Source organism: Enterobacter sp. 148H3, from assembly GCF_034107425.1.
Classification (GTDB): domain Bacteria; phylum Pseudomonadota; class Gammaproteobacteria; order Enterobacterales; family Enterobacteriaceae; genus Enterobacter; species Enterobacter vonholyi.
In genome coordinates this window covers 126,881-149,710 of sequence record NZ_JAWNEI010000008.1, presented here as the reverse complement: position 1 = coordinate 149,710, position 22,830 = coordinate 126,881, and the positions used below count along the sequence as shown (strand labels likewise).

The 22,830-nt window shown below is 56.7% G+C and carries 21 protein-coding genes; 12 read left to right on the top strand and 9 right to left on the bottom strand.

What is annotated here, in order from left to right; translation table 11 throughout:
* Positions 1-2 precede the first annotated feature (2 nt).
* The 4 genes from mutM to radC form a co-directional block, all read right to left on the bottom strand.
* On the bottom strand, positions 3-812 hold the full coding sequence (gene mutM, locus USH94_RS13610; protein WP_111964297.1) for a bifunctional DNA-formamidopyrimidine glycosylase/DNA-(apurinic or apyrimidinic site) lyase: 810 nt from the start codon (positions 810-812) through the stop codon (positions 3-5).
* Positions 813-884: 72 nt separating this feature from the next.
* Positions 885-1,052 carry a 50S ribosomal protein L33 gene (gene rpmG, locus USH94_RS13605; protein WP_003024094.1) on the bottom strand — a complete coding sequence of 56 codons (168 nt, stop codon included), beginning with the start codon at positions 1,050-1,052 and terminating at the stop codon, positions 885-887.
* A 22-nt stretch (positions 1,053-1,074) separates the two neighbouring features.
* Positions 1,075-1,311, bottom strand: a complete 237-nt coding sequence (rpmB, locus tag USH94_RS13600; RefSeq protein WP_002436699.1) for a 50S ribosomal protein L28 — start codon at positions 1,309-1,311, stop codon at positions 1,075-1,077.
* 218 nt (positions 1,312-1,529) lie between these two features.
* Complete coding sequence (gene radC, locus USH94_RS13595; protein ID WP_023309889.1) at positions 1,530-2,198, bottom strand: RadC family protein; 669 nt, start codon at positions 2,196-2,198, stop codon at positions 1,530-1,532.
* Between the two features lie 172 nt (positions 2,199-2,370).
* On the opposite strand from radC, the gene coaBC reads away from it, so the two are divergent.
* From coaBC to slmA, 3 genes are all read left to right on the top strand, one after another.
* A complete protein-coding gene (coaBC, locus tag USH94_RS13590) occupies positions 2,371-3,582 on the top strand; it encodes a bifunctional phosphopantothenoylcysteine decarboxylase/phosphopantothenate--cysteine ligase CoaBC (protein WP_111964364.1) in 1,212 nt (403 codons plus the stop codon).
* Positions 3,560-4,018 (top strand): dUTP diphosphatase, encoded by a 459-nt coding sequence (gene dut, locus USH94_RS13585; protein ID WP_008502691.1) that lies wholly within the window; start codon positions 3,560-3,562, stop codon positions 4,016-4,018. The genes coaBC and dut overlap by 23 nt, the downstream gene beginning before the upstream one ends.
* Positions 4,019-4,138: 120 nt before the next feature.
* The gene (gene slmA, locus USH94_RS13580; RefSeq protein ID WP_024906630.1) at positions 4,139-4,735 is read left to right on the top strand and encodes a nucleoid occlusion factor SlmA; all 597 of its coding nucleotides are present in this window, start codon (positions 4,139-4,141) and stop codon (positions 4,733-4,735) included.
* Positions 4,736-4,775: 40 nt separating this feature from the next.
* Here the strand turns inward: slmA and pyrE are convergent, their stop codons facing one another.
* The gene (pyrE, locus tag USH94_RS13575) at positions 4,776-5,417 is read right to left on the bottom strand and encodes an orotate phosphoribosyltransferase (protein WP_111964296.1); all 642 of its coding nucleotides are present in this window, start codon (positions 5,415-5,417) and stop codon (positions 4,776-4,778) included.
* A 67-nt stretch (positions 5,418-5,484) separates the two neighbouring features.
* On the bottom strand, positions 5,485-6,201 hold the full coding sequence (gene rph, locus USH94_RS13570) for a ribonuclease PH (RefSeq protein ID WP_048975619.1): 717 nt from the start codon (positions 6,199-6,201) through the stop codon (positions 5,485-5,487).
* A 125-nt stretch (positions 6,202-6,326) separates the two neighbouring features.
* Here rph and USH94_RS13565 point away from each other — a divergent pair, with 125 nt between their 5' ends.
* Both USH94_RS13565 and USH94_RS13560 read left to right on the top strand, forming a co-directional pair.
* Positions 6,327-7,190, top strand: coding sequence for a YicC/YloC family endoribonuclease (locus USH94_RS13565; protein WP_090420358.1), 864 nt, complete (start codon positions 6,327-6,329; stop codon positions 7,188-7,190).
* Positions 7,191-7,395: 205 nt separating this feature from the next.
* On the top strand, positions 7,396-8,013 hold the full coding sequence (locus USH94_RS13560; RefSeq protein ID WP_111964295.1) for a trimeric intracellular cation channel family protein: 618 nt from the start codon (positions 7,396-7,398) through the stop codon (positions 8,011-8,013).
* Between the two features lie 2 nt (positions 8,014-8,015).
* Here USH94_RS13560 and ligB read toward each other — a convergent pair whose 3' ends face one another.
* On the bottom strand, positions 8,016-9,686 hold the full coding sequence (ligB, locus tag USH94_RS13555; protein WP_111964294.1) for an NAD-dependent DNA ligase LigB: 1,671 nt from the start codon (positions 9,684-9,686) through the stop codon (positions 8,016-8,018).
* A gap of 251 nt (positions 9,687-9,937) precedes the next feature.
* Between ligB and gmk the strand changes: the two genes are divergently transcribed.
* Genes gmk through recG form a run of 5 tightly spaced genes read left to right on the top strand, consistent with a single transcriptional unit; the run spans position 9,938 to position 15,804 of the window.
* Positions 9,938-10,561 carry a guanylate kinase gene (gene gmk, locus USH94_RS13550; protein ID WP_010426438.1) on the top strand — a complete coding sequence of 208 codons (624 nt, stop codon included), beginning with the start codon at positions 9,938-9,940 and terminating at the stop codon, positions 10,559-10,561.
* A 54-nt stretch (positions 10,562-10,615) separates the two neighbouring features.
* Positions 10,616-10,891: a DNA-directed RNA polymerase subunit omega gene (gene rpoZ, locus USH94_RS13545; RefSeq protein WP_000135058.1), complete on the top strand. Its 276-nt coding sequence runs from the start codon at positions 10,616-10,618 to the stop codon at positions 10,889-10,891.
* Positions 10,892-10,910: 19 nt separating this feature from the next.
* Positions 10,911-13,025: a bifunctional GTP diphosphokinase/guanosine-3',5'-bis pyrophosphate 3'-pyrophosphohydrolase gene (gene spoT, locus USH94_RS13540; protein ID WP_111964293.1), complete on the top strand. Its 2,115-nt coding sequence runs from the start codon at positions 10,911-10,913 to the stop codon at positions 13,023-13,025.
* Positions 13,026-13,029: 4 nt separating this feature from the next.
* Complete coding sequence (trmH, locus tag USH94_RS13535; protein WP_047059694.1) at positions 13,030-13,719, top strand: tRNA (guanosine(18)-2'-O)-methyltransferase TrmH; 690 nt, start codon at positions 13,030-13,032, stop codon at positions 13,717-13,719.
* 3 nt (positions 13,720-13,722) lie between these two features.
* The gene (recG, locus tag USH94_RS13530) at positions 13,723-15,804 is read left to right on the top strand and encodes an ATP-dependent DNA helicase RecG (protein ID WP_111964292.1); all 2,082 of its coding nucleotides are present in this window, start codon (positions 13,723-13,725) and stop codon (positions 15,802-15,804) included.
* Positions 15,805-15,806: 2 nt separating this feature from the next.
* On the opposite strand, the gene gltS is transcribed toward recG, so the two are convergent.
* On the bottom strand, positions 15,807-17,009 hold the full coding sequence (gene gltS, locus USH94_RS13525; RefSeq protein ID WP_111964291.1) for a sodium/glutamate symporter: 1,203 nt from the start codon (positions 17,007-17,009) through the stop codon (positions 15,807-15,809).
* 225 nt (positions 17,010-17,234) lie between these two features.
* Here gltS and xanP point away from each other — a divergent pair, with 225 nt between their 5' ends.
* Together xanP and USH94_RS13515 are read left to right on the top strand one after the other, a co-directional pair.
* A complete protein-coding gene (xanP, locus tag USH94_RS13520) occupies positions 17,235-18,626 on the top strand; it encodes a xanthine/proton symporter XanP (RefSeq protein WP_023309879.1) in 1,392 nt (463 codons plus the stop codon).
* A 119-nt stretch (positions 18,627-18,745) separates the two neighbouring features.
* Positions 18,746-20,449 (top strand): AsmA family protein, encoded by a 1,704-nt coding sequence (locus USH94_RS13515; RefSeq protein WP_111964290.1) that lies wholly within the window; start codon positions 18,746-18,748, stop codon positions 20,447-20,449.
* 60 nt (positions 20,450-20,509) lie between these two features.
* Here the strand turns inward: USH94_RS13515 and yicI are convergent, their stop codons facing one another.
* A complete protein-coding gene (gene yicI / locus USH94_RS13510; protein WP_111964289.1) occupies positions 20,510-22,828 on the bottom strand; it encodes an alpha-xylosidase in 2,319 nt (772 codons plus the stop codon).
* Positions 22,829-22,830 lie beyond the last annotated feature (2 nt).

Sequence of the window (22,830 nt, the reverse complement as noted above, 5' to 3'; positions counted from 1 at the left end):
CCCTATTTCTGGCACTGACGGCAGTAGAACGTGGCGCGCTGGGCGTGCTTCGTGGCAATCACTGGCGTGCCGCAGACTCTGCACGGTTCGCCTTTACGGCCATAGACCTGCAGCTCCTGGGCAAAATAGCCCGGCTTGCCGTCACTTTGCAGGAAGTCCTTCAGCGTTGTTCCCCCCTGTTCAATCGAGCGCAGCAATACGGCTTTAATCACCCGGACCAGTAGTTCGCACTCCTCCGCAGACAGCGAAGAGGCCAGCCGATCGGGATGGATCCCGGCGGCAAATAGCGATTCGCTGGCATAGATATTCCCCACGCCGACCACCAGCTTGTTATCCATCAGCCAGGGCTTAATCGGGCTTTTCTTCTTCGCACACTTTGCCTTGAGGTATTCCGCGTTAAACGCGTCTGAGAGTGGCTCGGGGCCCAGATGCGCAAGCACGTTATGCCCTTCAAGCTCCTTCGTCCACAGCCACGCGCCAAAGCGCCGTGGGTCGGTGTAACGGAGCACTTTGCCGTTGCTCATCACCAGATCGACATGGTCGTGCTTTTCCGCAGGCAGTTCTTCGGTAAGAATGCGCAGGCTTCCGGACATCCCCAGGTGGATAATGATCCAGCCGTCGGGCAGCTCCAGCAGCAGGTATTTCGCGCGACGCTGTACGCTCAGGACGGGTTTGTCACTTAACGCGTGGATCTCATCGGACACCGGCCAGCGCAGACGTCCATTGCGGATCACCGCGTGAAGAATCGTCGCGCCGACCAGATGGGGCTCAATACCGCGGCGGCTGGTTTCTACCTCAGGTAATTCAGGCATGGTTCCTCCGTTGAGATACAGAATGCAAAAAACCCCGCAGTTGCGGGGTTTTTCGTTACAAGGAGACTAAAATTATTTGATTTTAGCTTCTTTGTACAGTACGTGCTGGCGTACAACTGGATCGAATTTTTTCAGTTCCAGTTTTTCCGGCTTAGTACGTTTGTTCTTCGTGGTGGTGTAGAAGTGACCTGTACCAGCAGAAGAAACCAGCTTGATTTTCTCGCGAATACCTTTAGCCATGATTTATTTCCTCTTTAAGTACTTAGTACTTTTCGCCACGGGCACGCAGTTCAGACAGAACTGTATCGATGCCTTTCTTATCGATTACACGCATACCTTTAGCAGATACGCGCAGGGTGACAAAACGCTTCTCGCTCTCAACCCAGAAACGGTGAGAGTGCAGGTTCGGCAGGAAACGGCGTTTAGTCGCGTTCAGTGCGTGGGAACGGTTGTTACCGGTCACCGGACGCTTGCCAGTAACTTGGCAGACTCGGGACATGTCTATTCTCCAAAAATCAAATTAGCTCGAGCTTCGTATGGGGTATCGGCGCCTCGTCAGGCTTTACAGCCCGGTCATCGCATAGTTCTAAGTGAACTCTCGATTGCCAGGCCCAAATGCCAAACCCGAGATTCTCAAAGGTGGCGTAGTATACGCTGACTCGGCGGTGTGCTCAAGTCCCGAACAGACAAAGATCCCGATGGATCGCGAGAAATAGCCTAAATCCAGCCATGTTCTGCGAAAGAAATGTACTCACCGCGGCCAATTATCAGATGGTCAAGCACACGAATGTCCATGAATTGACAGCATTTGATAATGCGCTCGGTGATTTCTTTGTCAGCTCTGCTCGGTTCTGCACAGCCAGAGGGGTGATTATGCGCGAGGATCACGCCCGCTGCATTCACTTTTATCGCTTCCCGCACAATTTCACGCGGATGCACCTCAACGTGGCTCAATGTGCCCGCAAAGAGACAGCTATGTTTAAGCACTCGATTTCTGTTATCGACAAAGATCACCATAAAGATCTCGCGTTCAATATCGGTTAACTGACTTTGCAGGAATTCACGCGTCATTTCTGGCGTCAGGATCGGATCTTCCTTCTCCATGCGGACATTATAAAAACGGCGGGCAAGTTCAGCTATGCCCCTCAGCTGGGCATATTTCGCCACGCCAATTCCCTCAACGTGCTTAAACTGCGCCAGATCGGCGGTCAATAAACCGTACAGCGAACCGAAATGTGCTATCAGCTCTTTTGCCAGCGTAAATACCGTTTTTCCGGGCGTTCCGGTACGTAAAAAGAGCGCCAGCAGTTCATCGTCTTTTAACAGGGTGACGCCATAGCGCAGCAGTTTTTCGCGCGGCAGCAGCTCCTCATCCTCTTCTTCCATGCTCTTTCTCCCTTTTTTAACCTCATGCTGCCACAGGCCAATCCGTCCCTCGACGACCACATTGCGTTCTTGCGTGGCGCCTCGCAAAGTGGCCGAAGGACAAAATCACCCCGCTTTGGGGATTGTGATAAAATGCCTGCTCTCTGGTGAAACCCAACAGGAAAGAATCATGATGAGCCTGGCCGGTAAAAAAATCGTTCTTGGCGTGAGCGGCGGCATTGCTGCTTATAAAGCGCCGGACCTCGTGCGTCGCCTGCGCGAGCGAGGGGCTGACGTGCGGGTCGCGATAACCGAAGGCGGTAAAGCCTTTATCACTCCCCTGAGCCTGCAGGCCGTTTCAGGATACCCGGTTTCTGACAGCCTGCTCGATCCGGCCGCCGAAGCCGCGATGGGCCATATTGAACTGGGTAAATGGGCAGACCTGGTTATCCTCGCCCCCGCCACGGCCGATTTAATCGCTCGGGTGGCGGCCGGTATGGCAAACGACCTGGTTTCCACCATTTGTCTGGCCACGCCTGCGCCTGTTGCCGTCGTTCCTGCTATGAACCAGCAGATGTACCGTAATGCGGCCACCCAGTACAATCTTGAGACGCTGGCCTCACGCGGACTGCTTATCTGGGGACCGGACAGCGGCAGCCAGGCCTGCGGCGACGTTGGCCCGGGTCGCATGCTTGATCCGCTGACGATTGTTGATATGGCCGCCGCCCATTTTTCGCCTGTCAACGATCTGCAACATCTCAACATCATGATTACCGCGGGCCCTACGCGCGAGCCGCTGGACCCGGTGCGCTATATCACCAATCACAGCTCCGGTAAGATGGGTTTTGCCATTGCCGCCGCAGCGGCGAAGCGCGGCGCGAACGTCACGCTGGTGAGCGGCCCGGTATCGCTGCCTACCCCTGCGTTTGTGAAGCGAATTGACGTTACCACCGCGCTGGAGATGGAAGCCGCCGTGCAGGCACATGCTCAAAGCCAGCAGATTTTTATCGGCTGTGCAGCCGTTGCAGACTATCGTGCCGAGACGATCGCCGAGGCTAAAATTAAAAAGCAAGGCGATGAATTAACAATAAAAATGGTGAAAAATCCGGACATCGTTGCCGGTGTCGCCGCACTAAAAAGCCATCGTCCATACGTTGTTGGGTTTGCCGCAGAAACGAATAATGTGGAAGAATATGCCCTGCAAAAACGTACCCGCAAAAACCTCGATTTGATTTGCGCGAACGACGTATCGCTGGCCACACAGGGATTTAACAGCGACAGCAACGCACTGCACCTTTTCTGGCAGGATGGAGATAAAGTCTTACCGCTTGAGCGCAAGGAACTCCTGGGCCAACAATTACTGGACGAGATCGTTACCCGTTATGATGAAAAAAATCGACGTTAAGATTCTGGACCCGCGTGTTGGCGAGCAATTCCCGCTGCCAACCTATGCCACCTCCGGCTCTGCCGGTCTTGACCTGCGCGCCTGTCTCGATGACGCCGTAGAACTGGCTCCGGGTGCCACTACCCTGGTTCCAACTGGCCTGGCGATTCACATTGCTGACCCGTCTCTGGCAGCGGTGATCCTGCCGCGTTCTGGTCTGGGCCATAAGCACGGCGTTGTGCTGGGTAACCTGGTGGGTCTGATTGACTCCGACTATCAGGGTCAACTGATGGTCTCCGTCTGGAACCGTGGTCAGGACAGCTTCACCATTGAACCAGGCGAGCGTATCGCACAGATGGTCTTTGTACCGGTGGTACAGGCAGAATTTAACCTGGTGGCAGACTTTGACGCCACCGACCGTGGCGAAGGCGGCTTCGGCCATTCCGGGCGCAAATAACGGCCCGAAAGACACGTATCTCACAGCGTCATAATGCAATAACAAACCGCAAACGCCAGTTTGCGGTCGCTGTGTGGATGCCAGCCTGGCAAGTGCTTATTTTCAGGGGTATTTTGTAACATGGCAGAAAAACAAACCGCGAAAAGGAATCGTCGCGAAGAAATACTTCAATCTCTGGCTCTGATGCTTGAATCCAGCGATGGCAGTCAACGCATCACCACCGCTAAACTGGCCGCCTCTGTGGGCGTGTCTGAGGCGGCGCTGTACCGTCATTTTCCGAGCAAAACCCGGATGTTCGACAGCCTGATCGAATTCATTGAAGACAGCCTGATCACGCGCATCAACCTGATTCTGAAAGATGAAAAAGACACGACCGCGCGTCTGCGTCTGATTGTGCTGTTAATCCTGGGCTTCGGTGAACGCAATCCGGGATTAACCCGTATCCTCACCGGCCACGCGCTGATGTTTGAACAGGACAGACTGCAGGGCCGCATTAACCAGCTTTTCGAGCGAATTGAAGCGCAGCTGCGCCAGGTACTGCGCGAAAAGAAAATGCGTGAGGGCGAAGGTTACAGCATTGATGAAACGCTGCTGGCGAGCCAGATTCTGGCGTTTTGTGAAGGCATGCTCTCCCGCTTTGTGCGCAGCGAGTTCAAATACTGTCCAACGGACGATTTTGACGCCCGCTGGCCGTTAGTGGCTGCTCAGCTGCAGTAATCCGTAAGCCCGGTAAGCGTCGCGCCACCGGGCAATTTAACTACACCCCGAACTCTTCCCGGTACGCACGTACCGCTGCCAGATGGTCCGCCATCTCAGGCTTCTCTTCCAGATACGCAATCAGCTCTTTTAGGGTGATAATCGACGTCACTTTACAGCTGTAATCGCGCTCAACTTCCTGAATAGCGGAAATTTCACCGCGACCACGCTCCTGACGATCCAGAGAAATCAGCACGCCAGCAAGCGTCGCACCGTTGGCCTGGATAATCTCCATCGATTCGCGGATCGCCGTACCCGCGGTGATCACGTCATCGACCAGCATGACGCGGCCCTGCAGTGTGCTGCCGACCAGATTTCCGCCTTCACCGTGGGTTTTAGCCTCTTTGCGGTTAAAGCAGTACGGCACGTCGCGGTCATGGTGTTCCGCCAGCGCCACCGCAGTGGTGGTCGCAATCGGAATGCCTTTATAGGCCGGGCCAAACAGCAGGTCAAAATCAATCCCGGAATCCACCAGCGCTTCGGCATAGAAACGGCCTAACAGTGCCAGATCGCGCCCGGTATTAAACAGCCCGGCGTTGAAGAAATAGGGACTCTTACGCCCGGATTTCAGCGTAAACTCGCCAAACTTAAGTACCTGCTTGTTAAGCGCAAACTCAATAAACTGGCGCTGATACGATTTCATGGATTTGCTCCTTTGGTTTTTCTGTCTTACAGGCAAAAAAAAGGCGACTCATTGGTCGCCTTTAAAATCAATTTTCTAACGCCGCTTTCTGCGTCGTTACAATGGATTCGATTCCCCCTCGGGCCAACGCCAGCAGGGAGAGAAGCTCGTCGTGGGTGAACGGCTCGCCTTCCGCCGTGCCCTGTACTTCAATGATGCGACCGTCTTCGGTCATCACCACGTTCATGTCGGTCTCGGCGGCAGAATCTTCAACGTATTCCAGATCGCAAAGCGCTTCACCGTTAACGATACCCACGGACACCGCCGCAACCATACCTTTCATTGGGTTGGTTTTCAGCTTACCGGCCGCAACCAGCTTGTTAAGGGCATCAGCCAGCGCCACGCATGCGCCAGTAATGGACGCCGTACGCGTACCGCCGTCTGCCTGAATAACGTCGCAGTCCAGCGTGATGGTGAATTCGCCGAGGATTTTCAGATCAACGGCTGCACGCAGCGCACGCGCGATCAGACGCTGAATTTCCATGGTACGACCGCCCTGCTTGCCCTTTGCCGCTTCACGGGCATTACGGGTGTGGGTCGCACGCGGCAGCATGCCGTACTCTGCGGTGATCCAGCCCTGGCCCTGACCTTTCAGGAAACGCGGAACGCCTTCTTCAATGGACGCGGTGCACAGAACCTTCGTGTCACCAAACTCAACCAGCACGGAGCCTTCAGCGTGTTTTGTATAGTTACGGGTCAGGGTGACGGGACGCACCTGATTGGCGCTACGACCTGATGGACGCATGATGGATTCTCCGGCTTGAAACGAATGTGGCTGCGCATTATACGGATAAAGGACGCTTATTCCTATCCTGAGAAGCCCCCGAAAGCTATAATCCCCCCATCTCTCCTTTAAAAACGGGAATGTCTATGATCCGCAGTATGACCGCCTACGCCCGGCGTGAAATCAAGGGTAGCTGGGGTAGCGCCACATGGGAAATGCGCTCGGTAAACCAGCGTTACCTGGAAACGTATTTCCGTATGCCGGAGCAGTTCCGCAGCCTTGAGCCTGTCGTACGTGAACGTATCCGTACGCGTCTGACGCGCGGGAAAGTGGAATGTAACCTGCGCTTTGAGCCTGATGCCAGCGCACAGGGCGAACTGATCCTCAACGAAAAACTGGCGAAACAGCTCGTGAATGCGGCGAACTGGGTCAAAATGCAGAGCGATGAAGGCGAAATCAACCCGGTTGATATTCTGCGCTGGCCTGGCGTCATGGCCGCCGGTGAACAGGATCTGGATGCCATTGCCGCTGAAATCCTGGCAGCCCTCGACGGCACGCTGGACGACTTTATCGTTGCCCGTGAAACCGAAGGCCAGGCGCTGAAAGCGATGATTGAGCAGCGCCTTGAAGGCGTGAGCACCGAAGTAGCCAAAGTCCGCGCCCATATGCCAGAAGTGCTGCAATGGCAGCGCGAGCGTCTTGTCGCCAAACTGGAAGAAGCGGAAGTTCAGCTGGAAAACACCCGTCTGGAACAAGAGCTGGTGCTGATGGCGCAGCGTATCGATGTCGCTGAAGAGCTGGACCGTCTGGAAGCGCACGTTAAAGAAACCTACAACATTCTGAAGAAGAAAGAAGCTGTGGGCCGCCGTCTGGACTTTATGATGCAGGAGTTTAACCGCGAGTCGAACACCCTGGCGTCTAAGTCGATCAATGCAGAAGTGACGAATTCAGCGATTGAGCTGAAAGTGCTGATTGAGCAGATGCGCGAGCAGATCCAGAATATCGAGTAATGCATTTCGGGTGGTGTCGATGGTGCCACCCATTACTATTTCTAATCCATCTCAGCGCCTATTTTTGTTTTTTACCGCTGCTCATCAAGCCCATTCAACCTATCCTGATAAAAATTTATAGGGCAAACCTGGTCGCCTTAGAAAATCTCAATCGTGATCTTGCGCACAAATCGCTAACCTCCCACGCGTTCACACCGGAGGGTATATGCTGCTTCACATCCTTTATCTCATTGGCATCACCGCAGAAGCCATGACCGGCGCACTTGCCGCCGGACGTCGCCGTATGGACACCTTCGGCGTAATCATTATTGCTACAGCGACCGCACTGGGCGGCGGTTCCGTGCGCGATATTCTGCTTGGCCATTACCCGCTCAGCTGGGTTAAACACCCTGAGTATGTGATTATCGTGGCAACGGCCGCCGTGTTAACCACCATCGTGGCGCCCGTTATGCCCCATCTTCGCCGCCTGTTCCTGGTGCTTGATGCGCTGGGGCTGATCGTCTTTTCGATCATCGGTGCGCAAATCGCACTCGATATGGGTGAAGGCCCGGTAATCGCCACCATTGCTGCCGTGGTCACGGGCGTATTCGGCGGCGTGCTGCGCGATATGTTCTGCAAACGTATTCCTCTGGTCTTTCAAAAAGAGCTGTATGCTGGCATCTCCTTTGCGGCAGCGGTGCTCTATATTGCCCTGCAGCATTACGTTTCAAACCATGATGTCGTGGTCATCTCGACGCTACTGTTTGGCTTTACGGCCCGCATGCTGGCGCTGCGTCTTAAGCTTGGACTACCCGTTTTTCATTACAAACACAGCGCACACTAGCTTCAGAACCCGTTGATGTGCTGTTCAGCGAGCCATTTCGCCAGCACATCAATTTGAGGCGCGTGCAGCCAGTTAATGATTTGTCGCGCTTTCTCCTCTCCCGTTCCCGGCAGGGTCTGCCAGTCCTTTGCGTTGCGCCCGCTCATCTTCTGCCACGATATGTCTCCCATTGCCTTCAGCGAAGACTGCGACATTGGCACACCCAATGCCATGAGCCAGCGGATAAAAGGCTTCTCGCGCACCAGATTAAATCGGTGCCAGAGCGCCAGCCCGCGCGCAGAGGAAAATCCCGGTACAGCCTGCAGCTGCGCCTGCGTTAATAACAGCCACGAAAAGAGATGTTCAAAATGATGCGCCTGCCAGAGGGTTCGCCAGCCTGACTCGCCTAATCCATCAATATCAAGTACCTGCTTTGAACTAAGCCAGGTCAGCCGGGCAAAGAACTGTTCCATACACTCCGGTGAAGCATAGAAACAGCTAAGAGAATGATAACGTGGGGCCGGAGGCTCTGGTTTATGTCTGTCCGTTCCACGCCAGAGCACCTTATCAAACCGGGGGATACCTTGCCCGGCCAGGCTGATCTGGATCTGATCCCCCGGGGCAATATCCAGCCCCTGCCAGCGCGCAACCGAGCCCAGACTCACCCTCTGCACCTGTTTATCATCCAGTTGCACGGGTTCCAGCGCTGCTACAACGGAAATTTTGCCCGTTCGCCCCACGGAAAAATGAATATCACTCACCTCGGCGACCTGGGCTGCAGGAGGATATTTCCACGCGACGACCCAGCTACCTTCTCCCGGTAACCAATCTTCGCCCGCGGGTTCATTCTCCGAACGCACCACAATGCCATCCGTGGCAAAGGGTAATGCGCTTACGTGCCAGGCCGCGCGCTGTTTCTCAACGGCATCAACAGAATCGGTGGGTAACGTATACCGTGCCGACAGCGTAAAACCGGCCTGAGACAGTTCAGCTAGAGATGTATGCATGTCTTTCGGTCCGTCAGGCCAGGCCCAGATGAATACGCCGAGCTTATTCGATAGCGCGTTATCCTTTTGCCGCATCATCGCACCCGCAACTTTTGCGCGAGCATTCACCCCGCCCATCTGCCGCTGGACGTGCTTGTCGCTTAACCAGAAAAGCTCGCCCTGTAAGACGCTATTTGCCAACTTGCCGGTGAGCTTTTGCGGAACAGACGGGATTAAACGTACCTTATCGGTCCAGTCTTCCCCTTTCAGGCCATCACCTCGACTAATGGCCTGGGTTAACTTTCCGTCACGATAGACCAGCGTTACCGCCACACCGTCAACTTTGGGCTGCATCCACAGATGTTGCCGCGCGAGCATCCACTGACTCATCGCCTCTTTGCTGGCCACTTTATGTACGCCCGTATGGGCGACAGGATGTTTTACGCTCCCCGTCAGGGTAGGGAGTTTCTCTCCTGAAGGTTCACTGCCGAAACAGTGCTGCCACTTCGTTAACCGCCCGTGAAGCTGGTCGTAAACTTCGTCGTTGACCTCGCTCACACCCTCCTTCCAGTAAGCGTTATCCCAGCGTTTGATTTGCGCGCTTAACGACGCCATCTCTTTCTCTGCTTTTGCCTGCGACCACACTGGGCAAACCGCCGCGCCATAGCCACACCACAACAACATTACCCCGCTTATACATCGCCACATCGCTACCCCTCCTTTACATTGCAGGAGGTATACCCTGATGCCTGAAACAACGCTAACGGCAACGTTTCACAATGCGAGACGCTATCCGGTATTTCTTTTGGTGGCTGAAAACCACAGATAAAACCTGAAAACGGCACGCAAAATTCAATAATCCGAGGGAAAAAGTGTGACAAAGACTACGTCACACGGCGGTGACGTGTATAATAAGCCCGTATGTAGGACTTCTTCGTTAACACATACAAAAGACTCTCATGGCTCAAGGCACGCTTTATATTGTTTCTGCCCCTAGCGGCGCGGGTAAATCCAGCCTTATTCAGGCACTGTTAAAAACCCAACCGTTGTACGACACACAGGTTTCTGTTTCTCATACCACGCGAGCGCCGCGTCCGGGTGAAGTGCACGGTGAACACTATTTCTTTGTGGATCACGACGAATTCAGAGCGATGATCGGCAGAGACGCGTTTCTTGAACACGCTGAAGTATTTGGTAATTACTACGGTACCTCGCGTGAAACCATTGAGCAGGTTCTGGCCACGGGCGTGAATGTGTTCCTGGATATCGACTGGCAGGGTGCGCAGCAAATTCGCAAGAAAATGCCTGACTCGCGCAGTATCTTTATTTTACCGCCATCGAAAGATGAGCTGGATCGCCGCCTGCGTGGGCGCGGCCAGGACAGCGAAGAAGTGATCGCAAAGCGTATGGAACAGGCTGTTGCAGAAATGAGCCATTACGCGGAATATGATTACCTAATTGTGAATGATGATTTTGATGCCGCGCTGAGCGATCTCAAAACCATTCTTCGTGCAGAACGTCTGCGTATGAGCCGCCAGAAGCAGCGACATGACGCATTAATCACCAAACTGTTGGCAGACTGAACCCACTTTCAGTATCATGCCCAGTCATTTCTTCACCTGTGGAGCATTTTAAGTATGGCACGCGTAACTGTTCAGGACGCTGTAGAGAAAATTGGTAACCGTTTTGACCTGGTGCTGGTCGCCGCGCGTCGCGCTCGTCAGATGCAGGTAGGCGGTAAAGATCCGCTGGTACCGGAAGAAAACGATAAAACCACCGTTATTGCACTTCGCGAAATCGAAGAAGGTCTGATCAACAACCAGATCCTCGACGTGCGTGAGCGCCAGGAGCAGCAAGAGCAGGAAGCCGCAGAACTGCAGGCCGTAACCGCTATTGCTGAAGGTCGTCGTTAATTAAACCTGCGGGTCGCCCTTGTATCTGTTTGAAAGCCTGAATCAACTGATTCAAACCTACCTGCCTGAAGACCAGATTAAGCGTCTTCAGCAGGCGTATCTCGTTGCACGTGACGCTCACGAGGGCCAGACACGTTCAAGCGGTGAACCCTATATCACGCACCCGGTAGCGGTGGCCTGTATTCTGGCCGAGATGAAACTCGACTACGAAACGCTCATGGCCGCTCTGCTGCACGACGTGATCGAAGATACCCCTGCCACTTATCAGGACATGGAACAGCTGTTTGGCAAAAGCGTTGCCGAACTGGTGGAAGGGGTCTCTAAGCTTGATAAGCTGAATTTCCGCGACAAGAAAGAGGCGCAAGCCGAAAACTTCCGCAAGATGATTATGGCGATGGTGCAGGATATCCGCGTCATTCTCATCAAACTCGCTGACCGTACCCACAACATGCGCACGCTGGGCTCACTTCGTCCGGATAAACGTCGCCGTATTGCCCGTGAAACCCTCGAAATTTACAGCCCGCTGGCGCACCGTTTAGGTATTCACCACATTAAAACCGAGCTGGAAGAGCTGGGTTTTGAAGCGTTGTACCCGAACCGTTATCGCGTCATTAAAGAGGTGGTGAAAGCCGCACGCGGTAACCGTAAAGAGATGATTCAAAAAATCCTCTCTGAAATCGAAGGGCGCTTGCAGGAAGCGGGAATTCCGTGCCGCGTTAGCGGTCGCGAGAAACACCTGTACTCCATCTACTGCAAAATGGTGCTCAAAGAGCAGCGTTTTCACTCGATCATGGATATCTACGCCTTCCGCGTAATTGTCCATGACTCGGACACCTGCTATCGCGTGCTGGGGCAGATGCACAGCCTCTACAAGCCGCGTCCGGGGCGCATGAAAGATTATATCGCCATTCCAAAAGCGAACGGCTATCAATCTTTGCACACCTCGATGATCGGGCCGCACGGCGTGCCTGTTGAGGTGCAAATTCGCACCGAAGACATGGACCAGATGGCAGAGATGGGTGTAGCCGCACACTGGGCCTATAAAGAGCACGGCGGCGAAAGCAGTACGACCGCACAAATCCGCGCCCAGCGCTGGATGCAGAGCCTGCTGGAGCTTCAGCAGAGTGCGGGCAGCTCGTTTGAATTTATCGAGAGCGTTAAATCCGATCTCTTCCCGGATGAGATTTACGTTTTCACCCCAGAAGGTCGCATTGTCGAACTGCCTGCGGGCGCAACGCCGGTCGATTTCGCTTACGCCGTGCATACCGATATCGGGCATGCCTGCGTCGGCGCGCGCGTCGACAGACAGCCTTATCCGCTGTCTCAGCCGCTCTCCAGCGGCCAGACCGTAGAAATTATTACCGCGCCGGGCGCACGTCCGAACGCGGCCTGGTTGAACTTTGTCGTAAGCTCCAAAGCACGCGCCAAAATTCGCCAGCTGCTGAAAAACCTCAAGCGTGATGATTCCGTCAGTCTGGGACGTCGGCTGCTCAACCACGCGTTGGGCGGTAGCCGTAAGCTGGCTGAGATCCCACCGGAGCATATCCAGCGCGAACTCGACCGAATGAAGCTCACGTCTCTGGACGATCTGCTGGCGGAAATTGGTCTGGGCAACGCCATGAGTGTCGTAGTAGCGAAAAACTTGCAGCAGGGCGAAGCGACACCTTCTGCTCCAGGCGCATCTGGCCATGCTCATTTGCCGATTAAAGGCGCGGACGGGGTGCTGATCACCTTCGCAAAATGTTGCCGCCCAATTCCTGGCGACCCGATTATTGCGCACGTCAGCCCGGGCAAAGGGCTGGTTATCCACCATGAATCCTGTCGTAACATTCGCGGCTACCAGAAAGAAGCCGAGAAGTTTATGGCGGTCGAGTGGGATAAAGAGACCGCGCAGGAATTTATCACCGAAATTAAGGTGGATATGTTCAACCACCAGGGTGCCCTGGCGAACCTGACGGCAGCGATCAACACGGCCTCTTCCAACATTCAGAGTCTGAATACGGAAGAAAAAGATGGCCGCGTTTATAGCGCCTTTATTCGTCTGACCGCCCGCGACCGCGTACATCTGGCGAATATTATGCGCAAGATCCGCGTCATGCCGGACGTGATTAAAGTCACCCGAAACCGAAACTAGGTTTATGAATTCACAACGTTATGCACGTATCTGCGAAATGCTCGCCAGGCGTCAGCCTGACCTGACGGTCTGCATGGAGCAGGTGCATAAACCTCATAACGTCTCTGCCATCGTCCGTACCGCAGATGCTGTCGGTGTGCATGAAGTGCACGCCGTCTGGCCGGATGGCCGTATGCGAAATACGGTCTCAGCGGCGGCAGGCAGCAACAGCTGGGTGTCCGTCAAAAATCATCACACCATTGGCGAAGCCGTATCGCACCTGAAAGGGCGCGGGATGCAGATCCTTGCCACTAACCTGTCCGCTAAAGCCGTAGATTTCCGCGAGATCGACTATACCCGCCCGACCTGCATTTTAATGGGTCAGGAGAAAACCGGGATCTCCCAGGAAGCGCTGGATCTGGCGGATCGGGACATCATCATTCCGATGATCGGCATGGTCCAGTCTCTCAACGTCTCCGTGGCGTCCGCGCTCATTCTTTATGAAGCGCAGCGCCAGCGTCAGAACGCGGGGATGTACGAGCGCAGCAACAGCATGCTGCCGGAAGATGAACAGCAGCGCCTGCTGTTTGAAGGTGGTTATCCGGTGCTGGCTCGCGTTGCGAAGCAGAAAAAATTGCCTTACCCCCACGTCAACGCGCAGGGCGAAATTGAAGCCGATGCCGAGTGGTGGGCCACCATGCAGTACGCCGGGTAAGCGATGAAAGGCCGCCTGCTGGATGCCATCCCGCTTAACAGCCTGACGGGCGTGGGCGCGGCGCAAAGCAATAAGCTGGCGAAAATTGGCCTGCACACCGTGCAGGATCTCCTGCTTCACCTCCCCCTGCGTTACGAAGACCGCACCCAGCTCTATAAGATTGGCGATCTCCTTCCCGCCATTTACGCCACCGTTGAAGGCGAAGTACTGAACTGCAATATCACCTTCGGCGGACGCCGGATGATGACCTGCCAGATTAGCGACGGCACCGGCATCCTTACCATGCGTTTTTTCAACTTCAGCGCGGCGATGAAAAACAGCCTGGCGACGGGCCGCAGGGTGCTGGCCTATGGTGAAGCCAAACGCGGGAAATACGGCGCAGAGATGATCCACCCGGAGTACCGCGTGCAGGGCGATCTCAGCACGCCGGAGCTGCAGGAGACGCTCACCGCGGTTTACCCGACGACCGAAGGCATCAAGCAGGCGACGCTGCGTAAGCTCACCGATCAGGCGCTGGAGCTACTGGATACCTGCGCCATTACCGAGCTGCTGCCGCCCGAGCTGGCGCAGGGCATGATGAGCCTGCCCGAGGCGCTGCGAACCCTGCACCGTCCACCGCCAACGCTGCAGCTCAGCGATTTAGAAAGCGGCAAACACCCCGCCCAACAGCGTCTTATCCTTGAGGAATTACTGGCGCATAACCTGAGCATGCTGGCGCTTCGTGCGGGCGCGCAGCGTTTCCACGCTCAGCCCTTAAGCCAGAATGATGCGCTCAAAGATAAGCTGCTGGCCTCTCTGCCGTTTAAACCCACCGGCGCGCAGGCGCGCGTCACCGCTGAGATTGAACGCGATATGGCGCTCGACGTGCCGATGATGCGCCTGGTGCAGGGCGATGTAGGGTCCGGTAAAACGCTGGTTGCCGCGCTGGCAGCCCTGCGCGCGATTTCCCACGGTAAACAGGTCGCGCTTATGGCGCCGACCGAGCTGCTGGCTGAACAGCACGCCAACAATTTCCGCGCCTGGTTCGCGCCGCTGGGGATTGAAGTGGGCTGGCTTGCCGGGAAGCAAAAAGGCAAAGCGCGACTTGCGCAGCAGGAAGCCATCGCCAGCGGGCAGGTGCAAATGATTGTCGGCACGCACGCTATCTTCCAGGAGCAGGTGCAGTTCAGCGGCCTTGCGCTGGTGATTATCGATGAACAACACCGCTTTGGCGTCCATCAGCGTCTTGCGCTGTGGGAAAAAGGCCTTCAACAGGGCTTCCATCCGCATCAGCTGATCATGACCGCCACGCCGATCCCGCGCACCCTGGCGATGACCGCCTACGCCGATCTGGATACCTCCACCATCGACGAACTGCCGCCGGGCCGTACCCCGGTCACAACGGTCGCCATTCCTGACACGCGTCGCAGCGATATTATTGACCGCGTGCGCAACGCCTGCACCCACGAAGGACGTCAGGCCTACTGGGTCTGTACGCTGATCGAGGAGTCTGAACTGCTGGAAGCGCAGGCTGCCGAAGCCACGTGGGAAGAACTCAAGCTGGCGCTGCCGGAGCTGAACGTGGGTCTGGTTCACGGACGTATGAAGCCCGCTGAAAAACAGTCGGTGATGCAGTCGTTTAAGCAGGGAGAGCTGCATTTGCTGGTCGCCACGACGGTCATTGAAGTGGGCGTGGACGTACCCAACTCCAGCCTGATGATTATCGAAAACCCGGAGCGCCTGGGCCTTGCCCAGCTCCACCAGCTGCGCGGACGTGTTGGCCGTGGCGCGGTAGCCTCCCACTGCGTCCTGCTCTACAAAGCCCCGCTCTCGAAAACCGCCCAGATGCGGTTGCAGGTGCTGCGCGACAGCAACGACGGTTTTGTGATTGCGCAAAAAGACCTGGAGATCCGCGGCCCGGGTGAACTGCTGGGCACGCGCCAGACGGGGAATGCGGAATTCAAAGTGGCGGATTTGCTGCGCGATCAGGCTATGATCCCGGAAGTTCAGCGCCTTGCGCGCCACATTCATGAACGCTACCCCGAACAGGCGGCAGCGTTAATTGAGCGCTGGATGCCGGAAACCGAGCGGTATTCCAACGCCTGATTTCAGGCAAACATTGGCAGCATCAGGTATAGCTTGATAACCAGCGCGTTGACGATATCAATAAAGAACGCCCCGACCATCGGGACCACCAGAAACGCCATGTGCGATGGCCCGAACCGTTCTGTGATCGCCTGCATGTTAGCGATAGCCGTTGGGGTTGCCCCCAGACCAAACCCGCAGTGACCCGCCGCCAGCACCGCCGCATCGTAGTTTTTGCCCATCATGCGCCAGGTGACGAACATAGCGTACAGCGCCATAAACAGGGTTTGCACTGCCAGAATCGCCACCATCGGCAGCGCCAGCGAGGCCAGCTCCCACAGCTTGAGGCTCATCAGCGCCATCGCCAGGAACAGCGAGAGGCAGACGTTGCCGAGCACCGACACCGCCCTTTCAAACACGCGGTAGAAGCCCATCAGCGCCAGACCGTTGCTCAGGATCACCCCGATAAACAGCACGCAAACAAACGTCGGCAGCTCAAACGCTGTGCCCGCCAGCCATTGCGCAACCACTTTGCCCACGGTCAGGCAGATGGCGATCATCGCGATGGTTTCAATCAGCACCAGCGAGGTGATACTGCGCCCAACGTCCGGCTTTTCAAAGGCGGTAGGCACCAGCTCATCGTCCGGCCTGCCGTCCGGCGTGGTAGAGTGCTTCACAAGATAACGCGCCACCGGGCCGCCAATCAGGCCACCCAGCACCAGGCCAAAGGTGGCACAGGCCATCGCTACTTCCGTCGCGTTTTCAAAGCCGTAGCGTTCGATGAATAGCTTGCTCCACGCGGCCCCGGTTCCGTGACCGCCCGAAAGGGTAATCGACCCCGCCAGCAGCCCCATCAGCGGATCCAGCCCCAGCAGCGTTGCCATGCCGATGCCAATGGCGTTTTGCATCAGCAGCAGCCCCACCACCACAATCAGGAATACGCCGAGCACCTTACCGCCCGAGCGCAGGCTCGCCAGGTTGGCATTCAGGCCAATGGTGGCAAAGAAGGCCAGCATCAGCGGGTCTTTCAGGGACATATCAAAATCTATTTCCCAGCCCAGGCTTTTTTTCAGCACCAGCAGGGCCAGCGCTACCAGCAGGCCGCCGGCGACGGGTTCAGGAATGGTGTACTTTTTCAGAAGGGAAACGCTATGTACCAGCTTACGACCAAGCAGTAAGACCAGCGTTGCGGCAACAAGGGTCGACAACGTATCGAGATGAATCATAGAAGGCTCCTTTTTTGCGCGTGTTCCATACACACGCGGCGTTATCCTGGGCCGGTTTGCGCTCTTCATGAGCCCCCGGCGCAAAAAGTGTAATTTTTTTTTCCGATGCGTTGTAGAAAACCTGCTCACAGCGGCAGAATTTCTTCCCTTTTTTTGCTGGCAATCGTTTGCTTTTACCAGGTGGTCAGATAAAATGCCCGCTTTTCCACCGTGGGATTGCCGCCGATGTCCGTTAACACCATAGAGTCGCCTGATGCGCAACCGATTGCGCAGAAGCAAAATAGCGAACTGATTTACCGCCTTGAAGACCGCCCGCCGCTGCCGCAAACGCTTTTCGCCGCCTGCCAGCATCTTCTGGCTATGTTTGTTGCGGTGATCACTCCGGCGCTGCTGATTTGCCAGGCGCTCGGCTTACCGGCGCAGGACACGCAGCACATTATCAGCATGTCTCTTTTCGCCTCCGGCGTGGCCTCGATTATTCAAATTAAAGCGTGGGGTCCGGTGGGGTCGGGTTTGTTGTCGATTCAGGGCACCAGCTTTAACTTCGTGGCACCGCTGATCATGGGCGGTACGGCCCTGAAAACCGGCGGTGCGGATGTTCCGACCATGATGGCGGCGCTGTTCGGCACGCTGATGCTGGCCAGCTGTACGGAGATGGTGATCTCCCGCGTTCTGCATCTGGCTCGCCGCGTTATCACCCCGCTGGTTTCCGGCGTGGTCGTCATGATTATCGGACTGTCGCTGATTCAGGTGGGCCTGACGTCCATCGGCGGCGGTTATGCGGCAATGAGCGACCACACCTTCGGCGCACCGAAAAACCTGCTGCTGGCAGGCGTGGTGCTGGCCATCATTATTCTGCTTAACCGTCAGCGTAACCCTTACCTGCGCGTCGCCTCGCTGGTGATTGCCATGGCGGCAGGCTATCTGCTGGCGTGGGCGCTGGGCATGCTGCCGGAGAACACCGCGCCGACCAACAGCGCACTGATCGTCGTCCCCACGCCTTTGTACTACGGCCTGGGCATTGACTGGGGCCTGCTCCTGCCGCTGATGCTGGTCTTTATGATCACCTCTCTGGAGACCATCGGCGATATCACCGCTACCTCGGACGTCTCCGAGCAGCCGGTATCCGGCCCGCTGTATATGAAGCGTCTGAAAGGCGGCGTGCTGGCGAACGGCCTGAACTCGTTTGTCTCTGCGGTATTCAACACCTTCCCGAACTCCTGCTTCGGCCAGAACAACGGCGTCATCCAGCTGACCGGCGTGGCCAGCCGCTACGTCGGTTTTGTAGTAGCGCTCATGCTGATCGTCCTCGGCCTGTTCCCGGCGGTAAGCGGCTTTGTGCAGCACATCCCTGAGCCAGTGCTGGGCGGCGCAACGCTGGTGATGTTCGGGACTATCGCAGCCTCCGGTGTGCGTATCGTCTCCCGCGAACCACTGAACCGCCGCGCGATCATGATTATCGCGCTGTCGCTGGCCGTTGGTCTGGGCGTTTCCCAGCAGCCGCTGATCCTGCAGTTTGCCCCTGACTGGGTGAAAAACCTGCTCTCTTCCGGCATTGCTGCGGGCGGTATCACCGCTATCGTGCTAAACCTCGTTTTCCCGCCTGAGAAAAATTGATTTCTCTCACGGCAGGCAGTCAATGCCTGCCGTGACATCGAATTACACCATTCCCGCCTTGAGGATTGCGCATAAATCGTGCATAACTCCCTTATGTGCGTTTTGCGGGATGGAAGACCATGAAATTTATTGGAAAGCTCCTCATCTATCTTCTGGTAGCCCTGCTCATTGTGATGCTGGCGCTCTATATTCTGCTCCAGACCCGCTGGGGCGCGTCTCAGGTCAGCAGCTGGGTAACGGTGAATACCGACTACGAACTCAGTTTCGACAAGATGAATCACCGCTTTTCGTCGCCTTCCCACATCATTCTGGAAAATGTCACCTTTGGTCGGGACGGTAAACCCGCCACGCTGGTAGCCAAAAAAGTCGATATTGGCCTGAGCAGCCGTCAGATAACCGATCCGCTGCACATGGACACCATCACCCTCTTCGACGGCACGCTGAATCTCTCGCCGCAGACGGCGCCGCTGCCTTTCCAGGCGGATCGCCTGCAGTTGAACAACATGGCGTTTAACAGCCCGAATACCGAATGGGATTTGAGCGCGCAGAAGGTCACGGGCGGCGTCAGCCCGTGGCAGCCGGAAGCGGGCAACGTGCTGGGGAACAACGCGCAGATTCAGATGAGCGCGGGCTCGCTGACCCTGAACGGCGTACCGGCCACCAACGTGCTGATCGAGGGCCAGCTTAACGGCAAGGAGGTGGTGCTGAAAACGATTGGCGCCGACATGGCTCGTGGCTCACTCACCGGCTCCGCCCTGCGCAACGCCGACGGGAGCTGGATTATCGACACCATGCGCCTCAACGAGATCCGCCTGCAGAGCGATAAAACGCTGACGGCGTTCTTCGCACCGCTGGGCACCATTCCCTCTTTGCAGATTGGTCGTCTGGACGTGACCGACGCCCGGCTTCAGGGCCCGGACTGGGCGGTGACCGATCTCGATTTAAGCCTGCGCAACCTGACTCTAAGCAAAGGTGACTGGCAGAGCCAGGAAGGTCGTCTGTCCATGAACGCCAGCGAGTTTATCTACGGCTCGCTGCATCTTTTCGACCCGATCCTGAATGCGGAGTTTTCCCCGCAGGGCATGGCGCTGCGTCAGTTCACCTCCCGCTGGGAGGGCGGCATGGTACGCACCTCGGGCAACTGGCTACGCGACGGTAAAGCGCTGGTGCTGGACGATGTCGCCATCGCCGGACTGGAGTACACCCTACCGCAGAACTGGAAAGCATTGTGGATGGAGCCTCTGCCGGAATGGCTGAACAGCGTCACGCTGCAAAAATTCGGCCTGAGCCGTAACCTGGTGATCGACATCGATCCCGCCTTCCCCTGGCAGATCACCTCTCTGGACGGTTATGGCGCAAACCTGCATCTGGTGAAAGATCGCCAGTGGGGCGTCTGGGGCGGGAGCGCAACCCTGAACGGCGCGGCGGCGACCTTTAACCGCGTCGACGTGCGCCGCCCGTCGCTGGCGCTGAATGCCAACGCCGCCACGGTGAACATTACCGACCTGAGCGCATTTACCGAAAAAGGCATTCTGGAAGCCACGGCGACCGTTTCACAACTCCCGCAGCGGCAGACTACGGTAAGCCTGAACGGGCGCGGCGTACCGCTCAACGTGCTGCAGCAGTGGGGCTGGCCTGCTCTGCCGATTACGGGCGACGGCAATATTCAGCTCACCGCCAGCGGCAGCGTGCAGGCGAATGCCCCGCTGAAGCCGACGGTGAATGGGAAGCTGAGCGCGGTGAATATGGATAAACAGCAGGTGCAGCAGACGATGTCGGGTGGTGTGGTTTCAACACCACCCTCACCCCAGCCCTCTCCCTGAAAGGGAGAGGGAGCAAACCATTCCCTCGCCCCTTTGGGGAGAGGGTTAGGGTGAGGGGAATTAAAGGTGAACCACCACCTCATCGCCCTCCGCTTTCACCACCACACCCCACTCGCTGCCCGCGTGCGAACCGCCCTTCACGCCGCTCACCTTCTGCACGTTGCGCAAGCACACCGACCAGTTTTGCGCGTCTCCCGCGCCGGTAAAGGTCACGATGTCGCCCCGACGTGACGCCTTCAGCGTAAACGCCACGGAGCCGTCCGCCACAGGCACTTCGCTCACCGCCGTTGCGCCGTCGTCCAGGTTAAACAGCTGGAAGGCCGTCCCCTCAATCCATGCGTAGTCCGGCTTCTGGTTATTGTTGCCCAGCGCCAGCAACGTGTTGTCGCGCACGTAGACCGGCAGGCTCATGAAACCGTGCTGCTGCTTCTGCCAGCGGCTGCCCTGGATTTCGTCGTTGTGCCACAGGTGCGTCCAGCGCCCTTCCGGCAGGTAGAACTGCACGTCGCCCGCCTCGGAGAATACCGGTGCCACCATTAACGAATCTCCCAGCATGTACTGACGGTCGAGATAATCGCACGCCGGATCGTCCGGGAACTCCAGCATCATCGCCCGCAGCATCGGCGTGCCGAACTCGCGGGCCAGCGCCGCCTGACGGTACAGGTACGGCATCAGCTGACATTTCAACTGCGTGAAGTGGCGCACCACGTCGCAGGACTCGTCATCGTACGCCCACGGCACGCGGTAGGATTTGCTGCCGTGCAGACGGCTGTGGCTGGAGAACAGCCCGAACGCGCACCAGCGCTTGTAGACGTGCGCCGGGGCGGTGTTTTCGAACCCGCCGATATCGTGGCTCCAGAACCCGAAGCCGGACAGACCAATCGACAGCCCGCCGCGCAGGCTTTCGGCCATCGACTCATAGTTGGCGTAGCAGTCGCCGCCCCAGTGAACCGGGAACTGTTGCGCACCCACGGACGCGGAGCGGGCAAACAGCACCGCCTCTTCTTCACCCACCGTCTCTTTCAGCACGCTCCACACCAGTTCGTTGTAGATGTAGGCGTAGTGGTTGTGCATTTTCTGCGGATCGGATCCGTCAAACCACTGAACGTCGGTCGGGATACGCTCGCCAAAGTCGGTCTTGAAGCAGTCGACGCCGATATCTACCAGGCCTTTCAGCTTGTCGGCATACCACCGGCACGCGTCCGGATTGGTGAAGTCATAAATCGCCAGCCCCGGCTGCCATTTGTCCCATTGCCACAGGGAGCCGTCCGGGCGTCTGAGCAGGTAGCCCTTCTCTTTCAGCTCCCGGAATATCGGGGATTTCTGGCCAATGTATGGGTTAATCCACACGCAGACCTTCAGCCCTTTCTCCTTCAGGCGGCGGATCATGCCTTCCGGATCCGGGAAGGTCATCGGGTCCCACTCGAAGTCGCACCACTGGAAGGCCTTCATCCAGAAGCAGTCGAAGTGGAACACGTGCAGCGGCAGGTCGCGTTCGGCCATGCCGTCGATAAAGCTGTTCACCGTCGCTTCGTCGTAGTTGGTGGTGAACGAGGTGGTCAGCCACAGACCGAACGACCACGCAGGCGGCAGCGCCGGACGCCCGGTGAATTGCGTATAGCGGTTTAATACCTCTTTTGGCGTCGGGCCGTCGATCACGAAGTATTCCAGATATTCCCCTTCCACGCTGAACTGCACCTTGGAGACCTTCTCTGAGCCAACTTCAAACGAGACGTTCTCCGGATGATTCACCAGCACGCCGTAGCCGCGGTTGGTCAGGTAGAACGGGATATTTTTGTAGGACTGCTCGGTGCTGGTGCCGCCGTCGCGGTTCCAGGTTTCGACCGTCTGGCCGTTGCGCACCAGCGCGGTGAAGCGCTCGCCCAGGCCGTAGACCGTTTCCCCCACGCCCAGATCCAGACGCTCGAACACGTAATTGCGGTCGGCGTTGCTGTCCTGCACGTAGCCGTTGTTTTTCAGCTGGCTGCCGGTAATGCGCTGGCCGTTACGCAGGAAATCCAGCGCCCAGAACTCGCCTTTGGTGACGCGCACGCTGATACTGCCGCTTTTCAGCTCGGCAAAATCGGCGTTGTTTTCAATCTCTACCTTCACGTCTTTCAGAACGTTCAGCGGATAGTGCGGGCCGTTATTCAGTGCGCCCTGGAAATGTTCGATACGCACCCCGATAATCCCTTCCTGCGGGGCAAACAGGCGCACCGTGAACATCAACGTGTCGAGCTGCCAGGTACGCTCGCGCACGTCGCGCGGCGCAACAAATACCACCAGGTCATTGCCCTGCTGCTCCACGTCGAACACCTGAACCGGATACGTCACGTTCAGGCCCGGTTGAATAAGCCAGTTTCCATCACTGATTTTCATGC

What these genes read in the sequence shown, in the direction of transcription:
- xanP (WP_023309879.1), top strand. Translation starts at nt 17,235, where the DNA reads ATGTCCGTTAACACCATAGAGTCGCCTGATGCGCAACCGATTGCGCAG.
- USH94_RS13515 (WP_111964290.1), top strand. Translation starts at nt 18,746, where the DNA reads ATGAAATTTATTGGAAAGCTCCTCATCTATCTTCTGGTAGCCCTGCTC.
- trmH (WP_047059694.1), top strand. Translation starts at nt 13,030, where the DNA reads ATGAATTCACAACGTTATGCACGTATCTGCGAAATGCTCGCCAGGCGT.
- pyrE (WP_111964296.1), bottom strand. Translation starts at nt 5,417, where the DNA reads ATGAAATCGTATCAGCGCCAGTTTATTGAGTTTGCGCTTAACAAGCAG.
- gmk (WP_010426438.1), top strand. Translation starts at nt 9,938, where the DNA reads ATGGCTCAAGGCACGCTTTATATTGTTTCTGCCCCTAGCGGCGCGGGT.
- rpoZ (WP_000135058.1), top strand. Translation starts at nt 10,616, where the DNA reads ATGGCACGCGTAACTGTTCAGGACGCTGTAGAGAAAATTGGTAACCGT.
- rph (WP_048975619.1), bottom strand. Translation starts at nt 6,201, where the DNA reads ATGCGTCCATCAGGTCGTAGCGCCAATCAGGTGCGTCCCGTCACCCTG.
- slmA (WP_024906630.1), top strand. Translation starts at nt 4,139, where the DNA reads ATGGCAGAAAAACAAACCGCGAAAAGGAATCGTCGCGAAGAAATACTT.
- USH94_RS13560 (WP_111964295.1), top strand. Translation starts at nt 7,396, where the DNA reads ATGCTGCTTCACATCCTTTATCTCATTGGCATCACCGCAGAAGCCATG.
- rpmG (WP_003024094.1), bottom strand. Translation starts at nt 1,052, where the DNA reads ATGGCTAAAGGTATTCGCGAGAAAATCAAGCTGGTTTCTTCTGCTGGT.
- recG (WP_111964292.1), top strand. Translation starts at nt 13,723, where the DNA reads ATGAAAGGCCGCCTGCTGGATGCCATCCCGCTTAACAGCCTGACGGGC.
- mutM (WP_111964297.1), bottom strand. Translation starts at nt 812, where the DNA reads ATGCCTGAATTACCTGAGGTAGAAACCAGCCGCCGCGGTATTGAGCCC.
- USH94_RS13565 (WP_090420358.1), top strand. Translation starts at nt 6,327, where the DNA reads ATGATCCGCAGTATGACCGCCTACGCCCGGCGTGAAATCAAGGGTAGC.
- radC (WP_023309889.1), bottom strand. Translation starts at nt 2,198, where the DNA reads ATGGAAGAAGAGGATGAGGAGCTGCTGCCGCGCGAAAAACTGCTGCGC.
- dut (WP_008502691.1), top strand. Translation starts at nt 3,560, where the DNA reads ATGATGAAAAAAATCGACGTTAAGATTCTGGACCCGCGTGTTGGCGAG.
- gltS (WP_111964291.1), bottom strand. Translation starts at nt 17,009, where the DNA reads ATGATTCATCTCGATACGTTGTCGACCCTTGTTGCCGCAACGCTGGTC.
- yicI (WP_111964289.1), bottom strand. Translation starts at nt 22,828, where the DNA reads ATGAAAATCAGTGATGGAAACTGGCTTATTCAACCGGGCCTGAACGTG.
- ligB (WP_111964294.1), bottom strand. Translation starts at nt 9,686, where the DNA reads ATGTGGCGATGTATAAGCGGGGTAATGTTGTTGTGGTGTGGCTATGGC.
- coaBC (WP_111964364.1), top strand. Translation starts at nt 2,371, where the DNA reads ATGAGCCTGGCCGGTAAAAAAATCGTTCTTGGCGTGAGCGGCGGCATT.
- rpmB (WP_002436699.1), bottom strand. Translation starts at nt 1,311, where the DNA reads ATGTCCCGAGTCTGCCAAGTTACTGGCAAGCGTCCGGTGACCGGTAAC.